The 18,991-nt window shown below is 59.2% G+C and carries 19 protein-coding genes; 15 read left to right on the forward strand and 4 right to left on the reverse strand.

The window, feature by feature from the left end; translation table 11 throughout:
• Positions 1–84 precede the first annotated feature (84 nt).
• A complete protein-coding gene (locus ACP7CZ_RS18410; RefSeq protein WP_003171734.1) occupies positions 85–522 on the reverse strand; it encodes a YhcB family protein in 438 nt (145 codons plus the stop codon).
• A gap of 145 nt (positions 523–667) precedes the next feature.
• Here ACP7CZ_RS18410 and ACP7CZ_RS18415 point away from each other — a divergent pair, with 145 nt between their 5' ends.
• The 3 genes from ACP7CZ_RS18415 to zapE all read left to right on the forward strand — a co-directional run bounded on the left by ACP7CZ_RS18415 (position 668) and on the right by zapE (position 3,843).
• Positions 668–1,297 (forward strand): alpha/beta hydrolase, encoded by a 630-nt coding sequence (locus ACP7CZ_RS18415; RefSeq protein WP_054897033.1) that lies wholly within the window; start codon positions 668–670, stop codon positions 1,295–1,297.
• A gap of 16 nt (positions 1,298–1,313) precedes the next feature.
• On the forward strand, positions 1,314–2,669 hold the full coding sequence (locus ACP7CZ_RS18420) for a tryptophan--tRNA ligase (protein ID WP_294160928.1): 1,356 nt from the start codon (positions 1,314–1,316) through the stop codon (positions 2,667–2,669).
• A gap of 79 nt (positions 2,670–2,748) precedes the next feature.
• Positions 2,749–3,843: a cell division protein ZapE gene (gene zapE, locus ACP7CZ_RS18425; protein ID WP_003188500.1), complete on the forward strand. Its 1,095-nt coding sequence runs from the start codon at positions 2,749–2,751 to the stop codon at positions 3,841–3,843.
• 137 nt (positions 3,844–3,980) lie between these two features.
• On the opposite strand, the gene ACP7CZ_RS18430 is transcribed toward zapE, so the two are convergent.
• Positions 3,981–4,901, reverse strand: a complete 921-nt coding sequence (locus ACP7CZ_RS18430; RefSeq protein ID WP_169918830.1) for a GlxA family transcriptional regulator — start codon at positions 4,899–4,901, stop codon at positions 3,981–3,983.
• A gap of 220 nt (positions 4,902–5,121) precedes the next feature.
• Between ACP7CZ_RS18430 and ACP7CZ_RS18435 the strand changes: the two genes are divergently transcribed.
• Positions 5,122–6,258 (forward strand): acyl-CoA dehydrogenase family protein, encoded by a 1,137-nt coding sequence (locus tag ACP7CZ_RS18435; protein ID WP_057976851.1) that lies wholly within the window; start codon positions 5,122–5,124, stop codon positions 6,256–6,258.
• A gap of 144 nt (positions 6,259–6,402) precedes the next feature.
• Here the strand turns inward: ACP7CZ_RS18435 and ACP7CZ_RS18440 are convergent, their stop codons facing one another.
• Positions 6,403–7,443, reverse strand: a complete 1,041-nt coding sequence (locus tag ACP7CZ_RS18440) for an NADP(H)-dependent aldo-keto reductase (RefSeq protein ID WP_072447065.1) — start codon at positions 7,441–7,443, stop codon at positions 6,403–6,405.
• A 250-nt stretch (positions 7,444–7,693) separates the two neighbouring features.
• Between ACP7CZ_RS18440 and rplM the strand changes: the two genes are divergently transcribed.
• From rplM to ACP7CZ_RS18480, 8 genes are all read left to right on the forward strand, one after another.
• On the forward strand, positions 7,694–8,122 hold the full coding sequence (rplM, locus tag ACP7CZ_RS18445) for a 50S ribosomal protein L13 (RefSeq protein WP_003188508.1): 429 nt from the start codon (positions 7,694–7,696) through the stop codon (positions 8,120–8,122).
• 14 nt (positions 8,123–8,136) lie between these two features.
• The gene (gene rpsI, locus ACP7CZ_RS18450; RefSeq protein WP_002555064.1) at positions 8,137–8,529 is read left to right on the forward strand and encodes a 30S ribosomal protein S9; all 393 of its coding nucleotides are present in this window, start codon (positions 8,137–8,139) and stop codon (positions 8,527–8,529) included.
• A 265-nt stretch (positions 8,530–8,794) separates the two neighbouring features.
• On the forward strand, positions 8,795–9,388 hold the full coding sequence (gene petA / locus ACP7CZ_RS18455) for a ubiquinol-cytochrome c reductase iron-sulfur subunit (protein ID WP_003188524.1): 594 nt from the start codon (positions 8,795–8,797) through the stop codon (positions 9,386–9,388).
• A complete protein-coding gene (locus tag ACP7CZ_RS18460) occupies positions 9,388–10,599 on the forward strand; it encodes a cytochrome b (protein ID WP_003188526.1) in 1,212 nt (403 codons plus the stop codon). The genes petA and ACP7CZ_RS18460 overlap by 1 nt, the downstream gene beginning before the upstream one ends.
• Positions 10,599–11,378, forward strand: coding sequence for a cytochrome c1 (locus ACP7CZ_RS18465; protein ID WP_014716911.1), 780 nt, complete (start codon positions 10,599–10,601; stop codon positions 11,376–11,378). The genes ACP7CZ_RS18460 and ACP7CZ_RS18465 overlap by 1 nt, the downstream gene beginning before the upstream one ends.
• Positions 11,379–11,526: 148 nt before the next feature.
• Positions 11,527–12,144, forward strand: a complete 618-nt coding sequence (locus ACP7CZ_RS18470) for a glutathione S-transferase N-terminal domain-containing protein (protein ID WP_003188529.1) — start codon at positions 11,527–11,529, stop codon at positions 12,142–12,144.
• A 17-nt stretch (positions 12,145–12,161) separates the two neighbouring features.
• On the forward strand, positions 12,162–12,581 hold the full coding sequence (locus ACP7CZ_RS18475) for a ClpXP protease specificity-enhancing factor (RefSeq protein WP_294161805.1): 420 nt from the start codon (positions 12,162–12,164) through the stop codon (positions 12,579–12,581).
• A 159-nt stretch (positions 12,582–12,740) separates the two neighbouring features.
• A complete protein-coding gene (locus ACP7CZ_RS18480) occupies positions 12,741–13,490 on the forward strand; it encodes a FadR/GntR family transcriptional regulator (protein ID WP_054897029.1) in 750 nt (249 codons plus the stop codon).
• A gap of 141 nt (positions 13,491–13,631) precedes the next feature.
• On the opposite strand, the gene ACP7CZ_RS18485 is transcribed toward ACP7CZ_RS18480, so the two are convergent.
• Entirely contained in the window at positions 13,632–14,789 is a 1,158-nt protein-coding gene (locus ACP7CZ_RS18485; protein ID WP_259038639.1) for a phospholipase, read from the reverse strand.
• Positions 14,790–15,022: 233 nt separating this feature from the next.
• On the opposite strand from ACP7CZ_RS18485, the gene kdgD reads away from it, so the two are divergent.
• The 3 genes from kdgD to ACP7CZ_RS18500 all read left to right on the forward strand — a co-directional run bounded on the left by kdgD (position 15,023) and on the right by ACP7CZ_RS18500 (position 18,982).
• Positions 15,023–15,934: a 5-dehydro-4-deoxyglucarate dehydratase gene (gene kdgD, locus ACP7CZ_RS18490; RefSeq protein ID WP_003188537.1), complete on the forward strand. Its 912-nt coding sequence runs from the start codon at positions 15,023–15,025 to the stop codon at positions 15,932–15,934.
• A gap of 54 nt (positions 15,935–15,988) precedes the next feature.
• On the forward strand, positions 15,989–17,434 hold the full coding sequence (locus tag ACP7CZ_RS18495; protein WP_294161809.1) for an aldehyde dehydrogenase family protein: 1,446 nt from the start codon (positions 15,989–15,991) through the stop codon (positions 17,432–17,434).
• Positions 17,435–17,617: 183 nt separating this feature from the next.
• Positions 17,618–18,982, forward strand: a complete 1,365-nt coding sequence (locus tag ACP7CZ_RS18500) for an MFS transporter (protein WP_003188541.1) — start codon at positions 17,618–17,620, stop codon at positions 18,980–18,982.
• Positions 18,983–18,991: the final 9 nt, after the last annotated feature.

Raw genomic sequence — 18,991 nt, forward strand, 5'->3', positions numbered from 1 at the left:
ATGGTGTTGTCTGATGGTTCAGGCACCCAACAAAAGGCCCGGCTGATCATCGATCAGCCGGGCTTTTTGTTGCTCGAAGATGACTTACTTCTTCAAGCCGTAATGCTCATCCAACATGCCTGGAGCGTTCGGCGTCTTTGGCGCGTAGTCCCGTGGTGGCTCCTGGTTTTCCCGAGGCGGGGTCAGGCGTTCCCGTGGGGTTTGCGGTGCATCGGAATGCAGCGCGGCCAGCAGGCGCTGGCGGGTGATGTCGTCGAGGGCCAGGCGGTTAGCGCCATCGGCGAGGTGATCCTGTACTTCCTGGTAGCTCTGGGTGAGCTTCTTGACCAGGGTCGCGGTGCTGTTGAAGTGGGTAACAACCTCGTTCTGATAACTGTCAAAACGTTCCTGAATGTCATCCAGCTGACGCTGCGTGCGGTTAGGCGCGGCATTCGGCAGCAGGCGGGCAACCAGGAAACCAATGGCGACACCGGCAACCAGGGCAAGAGTCGGCAACAACCAAACTAAGAGCGAGTGTTCCACGAGTCCTTCCTCTATAAACGGCTTTGCTTTACGTTAACGGCTCAAACCTGCGCTGTATACCGCGATTAAGCTCGCAATGATGCCATGCGCAGACTTTAGCTAGACGAGTCGACCCCTTGAGAGGTCACGGAGTTCATCCTTGCTCATGCGTGAAACCCCCGTTTTGATCGATGGCCCGGTAGGCCAATTGGAAGCCTTGTACCTGGATCACCCCGAACCACGTGGCCTGGCGCTGGTTTGCCACCCTAACCCGGTGCAGGGGGGGACCATGCTCAATAAGGTCGTCTCGACCCTGCAACGCACTGCCCGCGATGCGGGTTTGATTACTTTGCGCTTCAATTACCGTGGCGTGGGTGCCAGTGCCGGTACTCACGATATGGCCAGCGGTGAGGTGGACGATGCTGAAGCGGCCGCCGCCTGGCTGCGGGAAAAGCACCCGGACCTGCCAATCACCTTGCTCGGTTTTTCTTTCGGTGGGTATGTGGCCGCCAGCCTCGGCGGCCGCCTGGAAGCCAAAGGTGAAAAGCTCGCACACCTGTTCATGATCGCCGCTGCGGTGATGCGCCTGCGCGATACCGACGCGTTACCGCTGGGCTGCCCGTTGACCCTGATCCAACCGGAAAGCGACGAAGTGGTTGACCCGCAGCTGGTCTACGACTGGTCCGCCGCCCTCAAACGCCCCCATGAGTTGCTGAAAGTGGCAGAATGCGGACACTTTTTTCACGGCAAGCTGACCGATCTCAAGGATCTGGTGCTGCCACGCCTTTCGAATTGATGACAAGCGATCACCCATGACGACCCGTACCCGTATCCTCACCGGCATCACCACCACCGGCACGCCGCACCTGGGCAACTACGCCGGTGCGATTCGCCCGGCGATCCTCGCCAGCGAAGACGCGAATGCCGATTCCTTCTACTTCCTGGCCGACTACCACGCCCTGATCAAATGCGATGACCCGCAGCGCATCCAGCGCTCGCGTATGGAAATCGCCGCGACCTGGCTGGCCGGTGGCCTGGATGTGAACCGGGTGACCTTCTACCGCCAGTCGGACATCCCGGAAATCCCCGAGCTGACCTGGCTGTTGACCTGCGTTGCCGCCAAGGGCCTGCTCAACCGCGCCCATGCCTACAAGGCCTCGGTGGACAAGAACGTGGAAAACGGTGAAGACCCGGATGCGGGCATCAGCATGGGCCTGTACAGCTACCCGGTGCTGATGGCAGCGGACATCCTGATGTTCAATGCGCACAAGGTGCCGGTGGGCCGCGACCAGATCCAGCACGTGGAAATGGCCCGCGACATCGGCCAGCGCTTCAACCACCTGTTCGGCAACGGTAAAGAATTCTTCACCATGCCCGAGGCGCTGATCGAAGAAAGCGTGGCCACCTTGCCAGGCCTGGATGGTCGCAAGATGTCCAAGAGCTACGACAACACCATCCCGTTGTTCACCAGCGCCAAGGACATGAAGGACGCGATCTCGCGGATCGTCACCGACTCCCGCGCGCCAGGCGAAGCCAAGGATCCGGACAATTCGCACCTGTTCACCCTGTACCAGGCGTTCGCGACCAAGGCCCAGGAAGCCCAATTCCGTGGTGAGCTGCTAGAAGGCCTGGGCTGGGGCGAGGCCAAGAACCGTCTGTTCCAACTGCTCGACGGCCAGCTCGGCGAAGCGCGCGAGCGTTACCATCAACTGATGGCGCGCCCATCGGACATGGAGGACCTGCTGCAGGTCGGCGCCAAGAAGGCCCGCGCTGTGGCGGCACCGTTCCTGGCCGAGCTGCGTGAAGCGGTGGGCCTGCGTTCGTTCGTCAACCAGGCGGCGGCGCCGGTCGCCACCAAGAAAAAAGCAGCGAAGGCTGCACGGTTTGTGAGCTTCCGTGAAGACGATGGCAGCTTCCGCTTCCGCCTGTTGGCCGCCGACGGCGAGCAATTGCTGTTGTCGCGCAACTTTACCGATGGCAAAGCAGCCGGCGCGGTGACCAAGCAACTGCAAATTGGCGATGCGCTGGACGTACGCGCCGAGGCTTTGGGCTTCAGCGTATGGCTGGACGGCGCCGCAGTAGCTGACAGTGCCGAGTACGCCAATGAAGCATCGCGTGACGCGGCCATCGAAGCCTTGCGCGCTGCGTTAGCCCCAATCGAGGATTAACCCGACCAAGGGTTGATTGCCATTATCCAGGGCCGTCGTTACAGTGTCGGCCCGTTTTTGTTGCCTTGCTAACGAAATTATGACGCCCCTAGAACGATATCAAGCTGATCTGAAACGCCCCGAGTTCTTCCACGACGCGGCCCAGGAAAATGCCGTGCGTCATTTGCAGCGCCTGTACGAGGACCTCGTGGCCGCGTCGCAAAGCAAGCCAGGGATGTTCAGCAAGCTGTTTGGCAAGAAAGACCACACGCCGGTCAAGGGCCTGTATTTCTGGGGCGGCGTGGGCCGTGGCAAGACTTACCTGGTAGACACCTTCTTTGAAGCGCTGCCGTTCAAGGAAAAGGTGCGTACGCACTTCCACCGCTTCATGAAGCGCGTGCACGAAGAGATGAAGACCCTGCCGGGCGAGAAAAACCCGCTGACCATCATCGCCAAGCGTTTCTCCCAAGAGGCCCGGGTGATCTGCTTCGATGAATTCTTCGTCTCTGACATCACCGACGCCATGATCCTCGGCACGCTGATGGAAGAACTGTTCAAGAACGGTGTGACCCTGGTGGCCACGTCGAACATCGTGCCCGATGGCCTGTACAAGGACGGCCTGCAACGTGCGCGCTTCCTGCCGGCCATTGCGCTGATCAAGCAGAACACCGATATCGTCAACGTCGACAGCGGCGTCGACTACCGCTTGCGTCACCTGGAGCAAGCCGAGCTGTTCCACTTCCCGCTCAACGAAGCGGCGCACGAAAGCCTGAAGAAAAGCTTCCGTGCGCTGACGCCGGAATGCACGCAAGCGGTGGAAAACGACAAGCTGATGATCGAGAACCGCGAAATCATCGCGCTGCGCACCTGCGATGACGTGGCCTGGTTCGAGTTCCGCCAACTGTGCGATGGGCCACGCAGCCAGAACGATTACATCGAGCTGGGCAAGATCTTCCACGCCGTGATCTTGAGTGGTGTGGAACAGATGGGCGTGACCACCGACGATATCGCCCGACGGTTCATCAACATGGTCGATGAGTTCTACGACCGTAACGTCAAGCTGATCATCTCGGCGGAAGTCGAACTCAAGGACCTCTATACCGGCGGCCGCTTGAATTTCGAATTCCAGCGCACCCTGAGCCGTTTGCTGGAGATGCAGTCCCACGAGTTCCTGTCGCGCGGGCACAAGCCTTAATCAATCTCCGGCTCAATGGAGATCTAATGTGGGAGCCGGCTTGCCCGCGATGGGGGTGTATCAGCCAACTATAGGCTGGCTGATACACCGTCATCGCAGGCAAGCCAGCTCCCACAATGGTTTGTGTTGGTCTGAGGTCAGGCGGCTTGCTGGAATTGCTGCCTGTACTGGTTCGGCGACAACTCCGTGTGCTGCCTGAACAGCCGCGCAAAGAAACTCGCATCGTCGTAACCCACCTCGTAGCTGATGGTCTTGATGCTCTTGCGGCTGCCCGAGAGCAAGCCCTTGGCCGTTTCGATGCGTAGGCGCTGCAGGTAGTGCAGCGGCTTGTCACCGGTCGCGGTCTGGAAGCGGCGCATGAAGTTGCGGATGCTCATGCCGTGTTCCCGGGCAACGTCTTCAAAGCGGAATTTGTCGGCAAAGTGCTCTTCAAGCCAATGCTGGATCTGCAGGATGATCACGTCCTGATGCAGCTTCTGCCCGCCAAACCCGATCCGCCCCGGTGAATAGTTGCGCTGCACCTCATAGAGAATGTCGCGGGCCACCGCCTGGGCGATGTTGGCGCCGCAGAAGCGTTCGATCAGGTAGATATAAAGGTCGCAGGCCGACGTGGTGCCGCCGGCGCAATACAGGTTATCGGCATCCGTGAGGTGCTTGTCCTGATTGAGCTGCACCTTGGGGAAACGCTCGCTGAAGGCATTGAAGAAGCGCCAGTAGGTGGTCGCCTCCTTGCCATCGAGCAGCCCGGCTTCGGCCAGCCAGAACACCCCGGTGGCCTCGCCGCAGAGTACGGCGCCGCGGGCGTGCTGTTCGCGCAGCCACGGCAGCACTTGCGGGTAGCGCGAGCACAGGGCATCGAAGTCGTCCCAGAAAGCTGGCAGCACAATGATGTCGGCGTCTTCGAGGCCGCCGTCCACCGGCATGATCACATCGCTGAAGCTGCGCACGGACTGGCCGTCGGGGCTGACCAGGCGCGTTTCGAACCCTGGGGTCAGGCCCAGGCCTTGCTGTTTGCCATGACGCAGGCTGGCGAGATGGAAGAAATCCTTGGCTTGCATGAGGGTTGAAGCGAATACCCGATCAATGGCCAAAATGCTGACGCGCCGCAACGGCGTGGAGATTTGGTTAGACATAATTTCATTTATTCTTATAGGGGAAAGTGGTCACCAGACGGCTGGATCGTCTTATTTTTTGTCGCATGTGTCCAGTGTCCCGTGACGCCTTCGGGGCATAGGCTCTGTGGGCTCGTCCTTGTCCGACAATCCACGCAGGTGACCCATGATCCCCAGAACCTTGTTCAGCTCGGAGCACGAACTCTTCCGTGAGAGCGTGCGCACCTTCCTCGAAAAGCACGCCGTGCCCTTCCACGGGCAATGGGAAAAGCAGGGCTATATCGAACGTAACCTGTGGAACCAGGCGGGGGAGGCGGGCATGTTGTGTTCCCACCTGCCGGAGGAATATGGCGGGCTGGGCGCGGATTTTCTCTACAGCGCGGTGGTGATCGAAGAAGTCAGCCGCCTGGGTTTGACCGGCATCGGCTTTTCCCTGCACTCGGATATCGTCGCGCCTTACATCCTGCATTACGGCAGTGAAGCACTGAAGCACAAGTACCTGCCCAAGTTGATCTCCGGGGAGATGGTCACGGCCATTGCCATGACCGAGCCGGGCGCTGGTTCCGACCTGCAGGGCGTCAAGACCACAGCGGTTTTGGAGGGTGATGAGTACGTGATCAACGGCTCCAAGACCTTTATCACCAACGGCTACCTGGCCGATCTGGTGATTGTCGTCGCCAAGACCGACCCCAAGGCTGGCGCCAAGGGCACCAGTCTGTTCCTGGTGGAAGCCGACACGCCGGGCTTCGACAAGGGCAAGCGCCTGGAGAAAGTCGGCATGAAGGCGCAGGACACCTCGGAGCTGTTCTTCCAGGATGTGCGCGTGCCCAAGGAAAATCTGCTGGGCCAGGCGGGCATGGGCTTTGCCTACCTGATGCAGGAACTGCCACAAGAACGCCTGACCGTGGCGATTGGCGCGCTGTCTTCAGCCGAAGCGGCGTTGCAATGGACCCTTGAGTACACGCGAGAGCGCAAGGCGTTCGGCAAGGCGATTGCCGATTTCCAGAACACCCGGTTCAAGCTGGCGGAGATGGCCACCGAGATTCAGATTGGCCGCGTGTTTGTCGATCAGTGCATGGCCTTGCATCTGGAAGGCAAGCTGGACGTGCCCACGGCGGCGATGGCCAAGTACTGGGCCACCGACCTGCAGTGCAAGGTGCTCGATGAGTGCGTGCAGTTGCATGGCGGCTACGGCTTCATGTGGGAATATCCGATTGCCCGGGCCTGGGCGGATGCGCGGGTGCAGCGCATTTATGCGGGGACCAATGAGATCATGAAGGAGATCATTGCGCGGGCGCTTTGATTGTTAGGTGCTCTTGATTGATCGTTCCCACGCTCCGCGTGGGAACGCCTCATGTGACGCTCCGCGTCACGACTCTGAAAGCGGACGCAGAGCGTCCAAGGCGGCATTCCCACGCAGAGCGTGGGAACGATCAGTGCGGATCAATCAAGGTGCTGGATTCGGATGATCCTTCTGAATCGCCTCAATCCCTTCCAGCACCTCTTTCGACAATTTCAGTTCGGCACTGGCGATGTTGCTGTCCAGTTGTTCCAGTGATGTGGCCCCAATGATATTGCTGGTCACAAACGGCTGCTGTGTCACAAACGCCAGCGCCATCTGCGCCGGGTCCAGGCCATGCTTGCGCGCCAACGCCACATATCGGCTGCACGCCGCTTCCGATTGCGGGTTGAAGTAGCGGCTGAAACGGCTGTACTCGGTCAGGCGCGCCTTGGCCGGACGTGCGCCGTCTTCATACTTGCCACTGAGCATGCCGAACGCCAAAGGCGAATAGGCCAGCAAGCCGCACTGCTCACGAATGGCAACCTCTGCCAAGCCCACTTCAAAGCTGCGGTTGAGCAGGTTGTAGGGGTTCTGGATCGACACTGCACGTGGCCAGCCGCGGGCTTCGGCCAGGGCGAGGAACTTCATGGTGCCCCACGGCGTTTCGTTGGACAGGCCAATGTGGCGGATCTTGCCGGCCTTCACCTGTTCATCCAGGGCTTCGAGCGTTTCCTCCAGTGGCGTGAGGTCGTCTTCGTCCTTGTGCTTGTAGCTCAACTGGCCGAAGAAGTTGGTGCTGCGCTCCGGCCAATGCAGTTGGTAGAGGTCGATCCAGTCGGTCTGCAGGCGCTTGAGGCTGGCGTCGAGGGCTGCGCCGATGTGCTTGCGGTTGTGGCGCAGGTGGCCATCGCGGATGTAGTCGATGGTGTTGCCGGGGCCGGCGATTTTGCTGGCAAGGATCCAGTCGGCGCGGTCACCACGGCTTTTGAAGTAGTTGCCGATGTAGCGCTCGGTGGTGGCGTAGGTGTCGGCCTTGGGCGGCACCGGGTACATTTCTGCTGTGTCGAGGAAGTTGATCCCCGCGGCCTTGGCCCGTTCGATCTGCGCGAAGGCCTCTGCCTCGCTGTTCTGCTCGCCCCAGGTCATGGTGCCCAACGCGATCGCGCTGACATTCAGATCGGTGCGGCCCAGCTGTCGGTAATCCATCGGGTACTCCTTCGGGGGAAAACAATCATAAAAGCAGGTTGAATTTTTTTTCGCAATCTGCATAATTGCCCACCTCTTTCTGCAGTGGAAGTGATGCGCCGCCTGCCGAAGAATCTTGCCGTTGAACGGACGCGCCGACCCGAGCCCCCGATAGCGTCTGTATCCGGCTGCCTTTGACCTTGTCAAAGTACGCACTATTCAGTAAGATCCGCCGTCTAAATTTACAGGCGGCCCCTGAGGCTATTAAAGAATGACAACTTTTACTGCAAAACCGGAAACAGTTCAGCGCGACTGGTTTGTCGTCGACGCCGCTGGTCAGACCCTGGGTCGTCTGGCCACTGAAGTCGCCAGCCGTCTGCGTGGCAAGCACAAGCCTGAATACACCCCGCACGTTGATACCGGCGACTACATCGTCATCATCAATGCTGAGCAGGTTCGTGTAACCGGCAACAAAGCAAGCGACAAAATGTACTACCGTCACTCCGGTTTCCCAGGCGGTATCAAGTCTTCCAACTTCGAAGGCCTGATTGCCAAGAAGCCTGAAGCCCCGATCGAAATCGCGGTCAAAGGCATGCTGCCTAAGGGCCCACTGGGTCGCGATATGTTTCGCAAGCTGAAAGTCTATGCGGGCGCTGTACACCCTCATGCTGCTCAGCAGCCCCAAGAACTGAAGTTTTAACGGAATAGTTCATTATGTCGGCGACTCAAAATTACGGCACTGGCCGTCGCAAAACCGCAACCGCACGCGTTTTTCTGCGTCCGGGCACTGGTAACATCTCGATCAACAACCGCTCCCTGGACAACTTCTTCGGCCGCGAAACTGCCCGCATGGTAGTTCGTCAGCCGCTGGAATTGACCGAGACCGTTGAAAAGTTCGACATCTACGTCACCGTTATCGGTGGCGGTGTAAGTGGTCAAGCTGGCGCAATCCGCCACGGTATCACTCGCGCTCTGATGCAGTACGACGAAACCCTGCGTGGCGCTCTGCGCAAAGCTGGCTTCGTGACTCGCGATGCTCGTGAAGTTGAACGTAAGAAAGTCGGTCTGCGTAAAGCGCGTAAGCGTCCGCAGTACTCGAAGCGTTAATTCGCTTTACGTTCCACAAAAACGCCCAGCTCCTCACGGAGCTGGGCGTTTTTTATTGCCTGTGATTTATGCACATTTTTTGCCGTGACAACTTGCCACATCCGTAGACCCCCTATACTACAAGGCCTGGAGACGGAGCCCCGGGCAATTCCCTTGTCATACGTGGGGCTTTTCATTACCATCCGTCAAAATTTTTATAAGTAAAGATTCAACACTTAGTAGACGCCTGATTTAACAGGCCAAAAAGCTGATGGGAGAGGACTGAATGAGCAATGACGGCGTGAATGCAGGCCGGCGTCGCTTCTTGGTAGCAGCCACATCCGTGGTGGGTGCTGCAGGAGCGGTGGGGGCTGCGGTCCCGTTCGTGGGGTCATGGTTTCCCAGTGCCAAGGCGAAAGCCGCAGGTGCACCGGTGAAGGTGAATGTCAGCAAGATCGAGCCAGGCCAGCAGATGATTGCTGAGTGGCGCGGCCAGCCGGTTTTCATTGTTCGTCGTACCGAGGAAATCCTGGGGAATCTGAAGAAGATCGAAGGCCAGCTGTCTGACCCGACATCCGAAAAGTCCGACCAGCCCGCCTACGCCAAGAACGAAGCACGTTCGATCAAGCCAGAGATTCTGCTGCTGGTTGGTCTTTGTACCCATCTGGGTTGCTCACCTACCTTCCGCCCGGAAGTGGCGCCTGTCGATTTGGGCAAAGACTGGGTCGGCGGTTATTTCTGCCCGTGCCACGGTTCCCACTATGACCTTGCGGGCCGCGTCTACAAATCCCAGCCCGCCCCCCTGAACCTGCCGGTTCCTCCTCACAATTACGAATCTGACGACATCATTGTCATTGGCCTCGACAAGGAGAACGCGTGATGAGCAAGTTCATGGATTGGGTGGATGCGCGCTTCCCCGCCACTAAAATGTGGGAAGACCATCTCAGCAAATATTACGCGCCGAAAAACTTCAACTTCTTCTACTTCTTCGGCTCCCTGGCCCTGTTGGTGCTGGTCAACCAGATCGTCACCGGCGTGTGGTTGACGATGAGCTACACGCCGTCGGCGGAAGAGGCGTTTGCCTCTGTCGAATACATCATGCGTGATGTCGAGTACGGCTCGATCCTGCGCCTGCTGCACTCCACCGGCGCGTCGGCGTTCTTTATCGTCGTCTACCTGCACATGTTCCGCGGCCTGCTCTACGGCTCGTACCAGAAGCCCCGTGAGCTGGTGTGGGTCTTCGGCATGTTGATCTATCTGGCGCTGATGGCCGAAGCCTTCATGGGCTACCTGCTACCTTGGGGCCAGATGTCTTACTGGGGCGCCCAGGTGATCATCTCGCTGTTCGGCGCAATCCCGGTGATCGGCAACGACCTGACCCAGTGGATTCGTGGTGACTACCTGATCTCCGGCATCACCCTGAACCGCTTCTTCGCCCTGCACGTGGTGGCCTTGCCGATCGTGATCCTGGGCCTGGTGGTATTGCATATCCTGGCGCTGCACGAAGTGGGTTCCAACAACCCGGATGGCGTGGACATCAAGAAGCACAAGGACGAAAACGGCATCCCGCTGGATGGCATTCCGTTCCACCCGTACTACACCGTGAAAGACATTGTCGGCGTGGTCGTGTTCCTGTTTGTGTTCTGCTCGATCGTGTTCTTTTTCCCGGAGATGGGTGGTTATTTCCTGGAGAAGCCTAACTTCGAACAGGCCAACGCCTTCAAGACACCTGAGCACATTGCCCCGGTCTGGTACTTCACGCCGTTCTACGCGATCTTGCGTGCGATCCCCGACAAACTCATGGGCGTGATCGCCATGGGCGCGGCCATCGCGGTGCTGTTCGTGCTGCCGTGGCTCGACCGTAGCCCGGTCAAGTCAATGCGCTACAAAGGCTGGCTGAGCAAGATCTGGCTGTGGGTGTTCTGCATTTCGTTCGTGATCCTGGGTGTGTTGGGTGTATTGGCGCCCACCCCTGAACGGACCTTGCTGTCGCAGGTCTGCACCTTCCTGTACTTCGCCTACTTTATTCTGATGCCGTTCTATACCCGGCTCGAGAAGACCAAACCGGTTCCGGAAAGGGTGACTGGCTGATGAAAAAATTACTCGTTGCATTCGTGCTTGCGGCGCTGCCGCTACTGTCCTTCGCTGCCGAACATGGTGCGCAGCTGGAAAAAGTCGATATCGATGTGTCTGACAAAGCCGCCATGCAGGATGGGCTGCGTACATTCACCAACTACTGCATGGGGTGCCACAGCGCCAAGTTCCAACGGTACGAGCGCGTTGCCGATGACCTGGGAATTCCCCATGAGGTGATGCTCAGCCATGCGGTGTTCACAGGCGCCAAGATCGGCGACCACATGAACATCGGCATGCAGCCGGCCGACGCCAAGACCTGGTTCGGCGCCGCGCCCCCCGACCTCACCCTGGTGGCTCGTGTACGCGGTACCGACTGGCTCTACGGTTACCTCAAATCCTTCTACGAAGACCCTGCACGCCCCTATGGCGTGAACAACAAAGTCTTCCCGAACGTCGGCATGCCGAACGTTCTGGTCGGCCTGCAGGGGCGCCAGGTGGTAGGATGCAAACAGGTTCAGGTCGTTGAAGACGGCAAGAAGCAATATGATCCGTTGACCGGCACGCCGCTGACCCATGAAGCGTGCGATCAACTGACCATCGTGCCCAAGACCGGTACGCTGAACGAAGAGCAGTTCGACGAGAAGGTCAAGAACCTGGTGACCTTCCTGGCCTACTCGGCCAACCCGGTCAAACTGCAGCATCAGCGCATCGGTACCTACGTCTTGCTGTACCTGGCTTTCTTCTTTGTATTCGCTTATTTGCTCAAGCGTGAATACTGGAAGGATGTGCATTGATCCAACCGTAAGCAATTGCTGTTAATCTTGCGCGCCCAGCGGCATCTCTGAACACGTAGCGTCGGTTTGAACCGGACGTTACAGGGATGCTTTCTGGGCGCGCTCGTTTTTGAGCTTTCGATAATTTCAACAAGCGAGGAGGACCGCCATGGGCGTGACCAACCGGTTGGCCTGTTACTCCGACCCCGCCGACCACTATTCCCACCGAGTACGCATCGTGCTCGCAGAGAAGGGTGTCAGCGCCGAGATCATCAGTGTGGAGGCGGGCCGTCAGCCGCCGAAGCTGATCGAAGTGAACCCTTACGGCAGCTTGCCCACCCTGGTCGATCGTGACCTGGCGTTGTGGGAGTCGACCGTGGTGATGGAATACTTGGATGAGCGTTACCCTCATCCGCCTTTGCTGCCGGTGTACCCGGTGGCGCGTGCCAACAGCCGCCTGCTGATCCATCGGATCCAGCGTGACTGGTGCGGGTTGGTGGATGTGATCCTGGATTCGCGTTCCAAAGAAGCCGCTCGTGTGCAGGCGCGCAAGGAATTGCGCGAGAGTCTCACCGGCGTTTCGCCGTTGTTCGCCGATAAACCTTTTTTCCTCAGTGAGGAACAAAGCTTGGTGGATTGCTGCCTATTACCCATACTCTGGCGCTTGCCGATTCTGGGCATTGAACTGCCACGGCCGGCCAAGCCGTTGCTTGATTACATGGAGCGCCAGTTTGCGCGTGAGGCTTTCCAGGCAAGTCTGTCTGGTGCCGAACGTGATATGCGCTAAGGCTTAAGGAGCCGTTGATGAACTCCAGTCGACCTTACCTGGTCCGCGCGCTCTATGAGTGGATTGTGGACAGCGATTGCACCCCGCACATGCTGGTCAATTCCGAATTTCCTGCGGTTCAGGTACCCCAGGGTTTTGCCAGTGACGGGCAAATTGTGCTGAACGTATCGCCCAGTGCCGTGCGCCACCTGCACATGGACAACGAAGCGGTGAGCTTCGAAGGGCGTTTCGGCGGTGTGCCCCATACGCTGTTCGTGCCCATCGGTGCCATCCTCGGGATCTACGCCCGGGAAAATGGCCAGGGCATGGTGTTCGATCTGGAGTCGCCTTTAGAGGATGACGAAACGATCGAAGGCGAAGACGGTGATGATGTACCGCCACCGGATACCGAGCCGCCGCGCCCTAGCGGTCGGCCAAGCTTGAAAGTGGTGAAGTAGGCGGATTTCGCTTACAGATCCATCTGAAAAATGCCCCGACGTCTGTCGGGGCATTTTTTTTGCGTGAAGGATATGGATGAAAGTCGCGCCAGAACGGTGATCGTACAACCACCATGGGCTATGATGCGGTCTTTAGTTCGTCGAGAAAGATGGTTCATCATGGAAAACGCCAACGCCGCCCCACGTCTTCCCCGCAAGCGCCGCAGCCTTGCCCAGGAATTGGTCACGGTGTTGTCCGAGCAGATCCGCGATGGCCAGCTCAAACGCGGCGACAAGCTGCCGACCGAGTCGGCGATCATGGACGCCCATGGCGTCAGCCGGACGGTGGTCCGTGAAGCCATCTCGCGCCTGCAAGCGGCGGGGCAGGTCGAGACTCGCCACGGTATCGGCACCTTCGTGCTGGACACGCCAAGCCCCAGCGGTTTTCGCATAGACCCGGCCACCGTGGTGACCTTGCGCGATGTGCTGGCGATTCTGGAGCTGCGTATCAGCCTGGAAGTGGAGTCTGCGGGCCTCGCGGCGCTGCGTCGCAGCGAGGAGCAACTGGCGGCCATGCGTGCGGCCCTCGATGCCTTGAATGAAAGTGCGGCCCACGCCGGCGATGCGGTGGCGTCGGACTTTGCCTTCCACCTGGAAATTGCACTGTCTACCGGCAACCGCTACTTCACCGACATCATGACCCACCTGGGCACCAGCATCATTCCGCGTACCCGCCTGAATTCGGCGCGCCTGGCCCATGATGATCAACAGCACTACATGAGCCGCTTGAGCCGCGAACACGAAGAGATCTACGAGGCGATAGCCCGCCAGGATTCGGATGCGGCGCGGGCTGCGATGCGCTTGCATTTGACCAACAGTCGCGAACGACTGCGCCATGCCCATGAAGAGGCAGAGGCGCAGCGGGTCTGATCGTTCCCACGCTCTGCGTGGTAACGCCTCTATGGACGCTCCGCGTCCCGATGCGCGTGAATTTCTCAAGCCCTCGCAGGGTGACGCGGAGCGTCATAGGCTGTATTCCCACGCAGAGCGTGGGAACGATCATGCCAGCCGTTAGTTGACGGGTTGGTTTGGCTTGTAGTCTTTAAGCAGCAAGTACGTACTCCACCCCCACCAATCATTGGTCCAGTGCTTGTCGTTCAAATCGTTGACGTCCTTGCGCCGCAGCACCTTGTCCCCCTCCATCTTGAACAGCGGCGAGAAGTTATTCGCCGGGTTTTGCGCGGCGTTCAGGTCGGGCACATACAGCGGTGCCTTGAACTCAGCCGGGGAGGGCGCGATACCGCTGATGAAGGTTTCGAAGATTTCATCTGCCGAGGCCTGTACCGCCCGTTTGACCTGCACGCGATTGTCGGCGTCGATGCTGTCGAAGTAGAGCTTGTCGCCGTAGGCATGCCACTGAGCGCCCATGGCATTGCGCACCTTGAGCCCGAATTTGCTGTCTTCATCGTGCATGAAGCGGCTGATCAGCGAGCCGAGTTCTCCAGGCGTCACGACCGCTGCCAGTTGTTTGCGCGGTACCCGCAGGTGGCCGGCGGAAAACAGGTCGGTCAAAAAATGATCGGCAAAGCTGTTCATGGCGTAGGCCAATTCCAGGGCCTGGTCGGTGCCGGTCTGATGGGCCACTACTGCCTGTTGCAAGGCTGCCGTATGGCCGGCCAAGTAGGCGGACAGGGCCCATTCACCGAAGTGGTCGGCGTTGTCCGCTGCCAGCTTCAGGTAGCGGCCCAGCGGCACGAGGGCCGAAACAGCACTGCCCCCACCGGTAATACGGTTCCACTCCTCCGACAACGTATCTCCCAAGGCGTCATAGGCTTCATGAGGCTGTTTGCCGTCCTTGATCGCCTGGTTGACGGCGTTGATCTCCTTTTGCATCACCGCCAGGATCTTCTGCGCTTCTTCCCGTGAAGCAGGCAACACGGCAAGAGAATTGAAGGCCGCGGTGAAGCGTTGCACGCGCTCGGCCGGAGAATTGCCCTCGCTGATCGGTTGGCCGGGGATGCCATAGAAGTCGCCGCCCAGGGCGATCACTTGGCCATAGGTCAGCGCAAGCCCGTTGGGCAGGTGCAGTTCGACTTGGCGCGCAGGAATGGCCGGGGCGTCCTTGACGAAGCGAAGCAGGGTGTCATCGCCGATGGCGGTGTGTTCACCGCCTTCGAAGCGCAGGGTAGGTGGTGTTTTTTCGGGTGCTGCGAGTTCAAGACCTGACATGTTAGCTCCTTGCTATGTCGTAGGAATCTTCCGTGATAACTGTATATGCATACAGCTTTCTGAATCATAGGTGAGAAATTTCCTACGTCAAGAGCCGCGTCTTAAGCCTTCGCGGGATTACGCCGGATGAATTGCAGTTGACGAATCTATTTATAGTTGTACGATGACGTACGACATCATCAAAACCAACAACAACCTTTCGTTAGAAAGTCTTCGCCCAGGGTGTTCGAATAATGAATCCACAAGAACTGAAGTCCATCCTCTCCCACGGTCTGCTGTCTTTCCCGGTGACCGATTTCAACGCCCAGGGTGATTTCCACCAGGCGGGTTACATCAAGCGCCTGGAATGGCTGGCCCCTTATGGCGCCAGCGCCTTGTTCGCCGCAGGTGGCACAGGTGAGTTTTTCTCCCTGGCGGCCAGCGAATATTCCCAGGTGGTGAAAACCGCCGTGGATACCTGTGCGTCCAGCGTGCCGATCCTGGCCGGTGTAGGCGGTGCCACCCGCCAGGCCATCGAGTATGCCCAAGAGGCCGAACGCCTCGGCGCCAAAGGTCTGTTGCTGCTGCCGCACTACCTCACCGAAGCCAGCCAGGACGGGGTTGCCGCCCACGTTGAAGCCGTGTGCAAGTCGGTCAAGATCGGCGTGGTGGTGTACAACCGCAACGTCTGCCGCCTGACCGCACCGCTGTTGGAGCGCCTGGCCGAGCGTTGCCCGAACCTGATCGGCTACAAGGATGGCCTGGGTGATATCGAGCTGATGGTGTCGATCCGCCGTCGCCTGGGCGACCGTTTCAGCTACCTCGGTGGCTTGCCGACCGCAGAGGTTTACGCCGCGGCCTACAAGGCCCTAGGCGTGCCGGTGTACTCCTCGGCGGTGTTCAACTTCATCCCCAAGACTGCGATGGATTTCTACCACGCCATTGCCCGCGAAGATCACGCCACCGTTGGCAAGATCATTGACGACTTCTTCCTGCCATACCTGGATATCCGTAACCGCAAGGCCGGTTACGCGGTGAGCATCGTCAAGGCCGGTGCGAAAATCGTCGGTTATGACGCAGGCCCGGTGCGCACGCCACTGACCGACCTGCTGCCGGAAGAGTACGAAGCCCTCGCCGCGCTGATCGACAAGCAAGGCGCGCAATAAATTATCCACAAGGCCGCTGAGCAATCAGCGGCCTTTTGCGTCAGGAGAAGATTCGTGTCCCAGGCAAAGCGTTTTGAGAACTACATCAATGGCGAATGGGTAACCGGCGCCGACTACTGCACCAACATCAACCCCTCGGATGTGTCCGACGCCATTGGCGAATACGCCAAAGCCGACGTGGCCCAAGTCAACGCGGCCATCGACGCTGCCCGCGCCGCGTTCCCGGCGTGGTCCACCTCCGGTATCCAGGCGCGTCACGATGCGCTGGATAAAGTCGGCAGCGAGATCCTCGCTCGTCGTGAAGAACTCGGCACCCTGCTGGCCCGCGAAGAGGGCAAGACCCTGCCCGAAGCCATTGGCGAGGTGACCCGCGCCGGCAATATCTTCAAATTCTTCGCCGGTGAGTGCTTGCGCCTCTCGGGCGATTACTTGCCTTCGGTGCGCCCGGGCGTCAACGTTGAAGTGACCCGCGAAGCCCTCGGTGTGGTGGGTCTGATCACCCCGTGGAACTTCCCGATCGCCATCCCCGCGTGGAAAATCGCCCCGGCCCTGGCCTACGGCAACTGCGTGGTGATCAAGCCTGCCGAGCTGGTGCCGGGCTGCGCCTGGGCCTTGGCCGAAATCATCTCCCGCGCCGGTTTCCCCGCCGGTGTGTTCAACCTGGTGATGGGCAGTGGCCGTGTGGTCGGCGACGTGTTGGTCAACAGCCCGAAAGTCGATGGCATCAGTTTCACCGGGTCGGTGGGCGTTGGGCGTCAGATCGCGGTCAGTTGTGTATCGCGCCAGGCCAAGGTGCAGTTGGAGATGGGTGGCAAGAACCCGCAAATCATTCTCGACGATGCCGACCTCAAGCAGGCCGTCGAGCTGTCGGTACAGAGTGCGTTCTACTCCACCGGCCAGCGTTGCACCGCGTCGAGCCGCTTGATTGTCACCGCGGGGATCCACGACCAGTTTGTCGCCGCCATGGCCGAGCGCATGAAGTCGATCAAGGTGGGCCACGCTTTGAATAGCGGCACCGATATTGGCCCGGTGGTGTCCCAGGCCCAGTTGGATCAGGACCTGAAATACATCGACATCGGCCAGAGCGAAGGTGCCCGGCTGGTGAGTGGTGGCGGCCTGGTGACCTGCGACACCGAAGGCTATTACCTGGCGCCCACACTGTTTGCCGACAGTGAAGCGGGCATGCGCATCAGCCGTGAAGAGATCTTCGGCCCGGTGGCCAACGTGGTGCGCGTGGCGGACTACGAGGCGGCGCTGGCCATGGCCAATGACACCGAGTTCGGCTTGTCGGCCGGTATTGCCACCACCTCGCTCAAATATGCCAACCACTTCAAGCGCCACTCCCAGGCCGGGATGGTGATGGTCAACCTGCCGACGGCAGGGGTGGATTACCACGTTCCATTTGGTGGCCGTAAGGGCTCCTCCTATGGTTCGCGTGAGCAGGGTCGCTATGCGCAAGAGTTCTACACCGTGGTGAAAACCAGCTACATCGGTTCGTAACACGCAGCATCCTCTCTATAGGAGCGAGCTTGCTCGCGAAAAACTCAAATTCACCGCGTGCATCCTGAATGCCCACGTGATCGTTGAAGTTCTTCGCGAGCAAGCTCGCTCCTACGGGGAGGCGCAACCAGGCAATACAAAATCATTACCCGCAAAAAAAATAATTAGTGGGAGTACTTCTACATGCAAGCGACCAAGCCGACCCACGTCCGCTATTTGATCCTGCTCATGCTGTTCCTGGTGACCACGATCAACTACGCCGACCGGGCCACCATCGCTATCGCCGGCTCCAGCCTGCAAAAAGACCTCGGTATCGACGCGGTCACCCTCGGTTATATCTTCTCTGCATTCGGTTGGGCCTACGTGGCCGGGCAAATTCCCGGTGGCTGGCTGCTCGACCGTTTCGGCTCGAAAAAAGTCTATGCCCTGAGCATCTTCACCTGGTCGCTGTTCACCGTGCTGCAAGGCTATGTCGGTGAGTTTGGCGTCTCCACTGCGGTGGTCGCGCTGTTCATGCTGCGCTTCATGGTGGGCTTGGCCGAGGCGCCCTCGTTTCCGGGAAATGCCCGTATTGTTGCGGCGTGGTTTCCTACGGCTGAACGCGGCACTGCGTCGGCGATCTTCAACTCGGCCCAGTACTTCGCCACGGTGCTGTTCGCGCCGTTGATGGGCTGGATAGTCTATCGCTTCGGCTGGCAGCACGTGTTTATCGTGATGGGGGTGATCGGCATTGTTTTCTCGCTGATCTGGCTGAAAGTTATCCACAGCCCGCGCCAGCATCCGATGATCAACGAGGCCGAGTTCAATCACATCGCCGCCAATGGCGCGATGGTCGATATGGATCAGGACAAGGGCAAGGGTAAGAAAACCGACGGGCCGAAGTGGGATTACATCCGCCAGCTCCTGACCAACCGCATGATGCTCGGCGTCTACCTGGGCCAGTACTGCATCAACGGCATCACCTACTTCTTCCTGACCTGGTTTCCGGTGTACCTGGTGCAGGAGCGTGGCATGACCATCCTCAAGGCCGGCTTCATTGCCTCGTTACCGGCGATCTGCGGCTTTATCGGCGGAGTGCTCGGCGGGGTGATTTCCGACTATCTGCTGCGCAAAGGCCATTCGCTGACCTTCGCGCGCAAGGCGCCGATCATTGGTGGCCTGCTGATTTCCAGCAGCATCGTGGCGTGCAATTACGTGGACATCGAATGGATGGTGGTGGGCTTCATGGCCTTGGCCTTCTTCGGCAAAGGCGTTGGCGCACTGGGTTGGGCGGTGGTGTCCGACACCTCACCGAAACAAATCGCAGGCCTCAGTGGCGGCTTGTTCAACACCTTCGGTAACCTGGCCTCGATCACCACGCCGATTGTGATTGGCTACATCATCAGCACCACCGGCTCGTTCAAATGGGCGCTGGTCTTCGTGGGCGCCAACGCGCTGGTGGCGGTGTTCAGTTACTTGGTGATTGTCGGCCCGATCAAGCGCGTGGTGCTCAAGGAGCCGCCTACCCAGGGCCCAGAGTTGACCAACCTTTCTCAAGCGCATTCCTGAGGTTCGTGT

The organism is Pseudomonas sp. DWP2-2 (assembly GCF_049897065.1).
Lineage (GTDB): Bacteria > Pseudomonadota > Gammaproteobacteria > Pseudomonadales > Pseudomonadaceae > Aquipseudomonas > Aquipseudomonas paracarnis.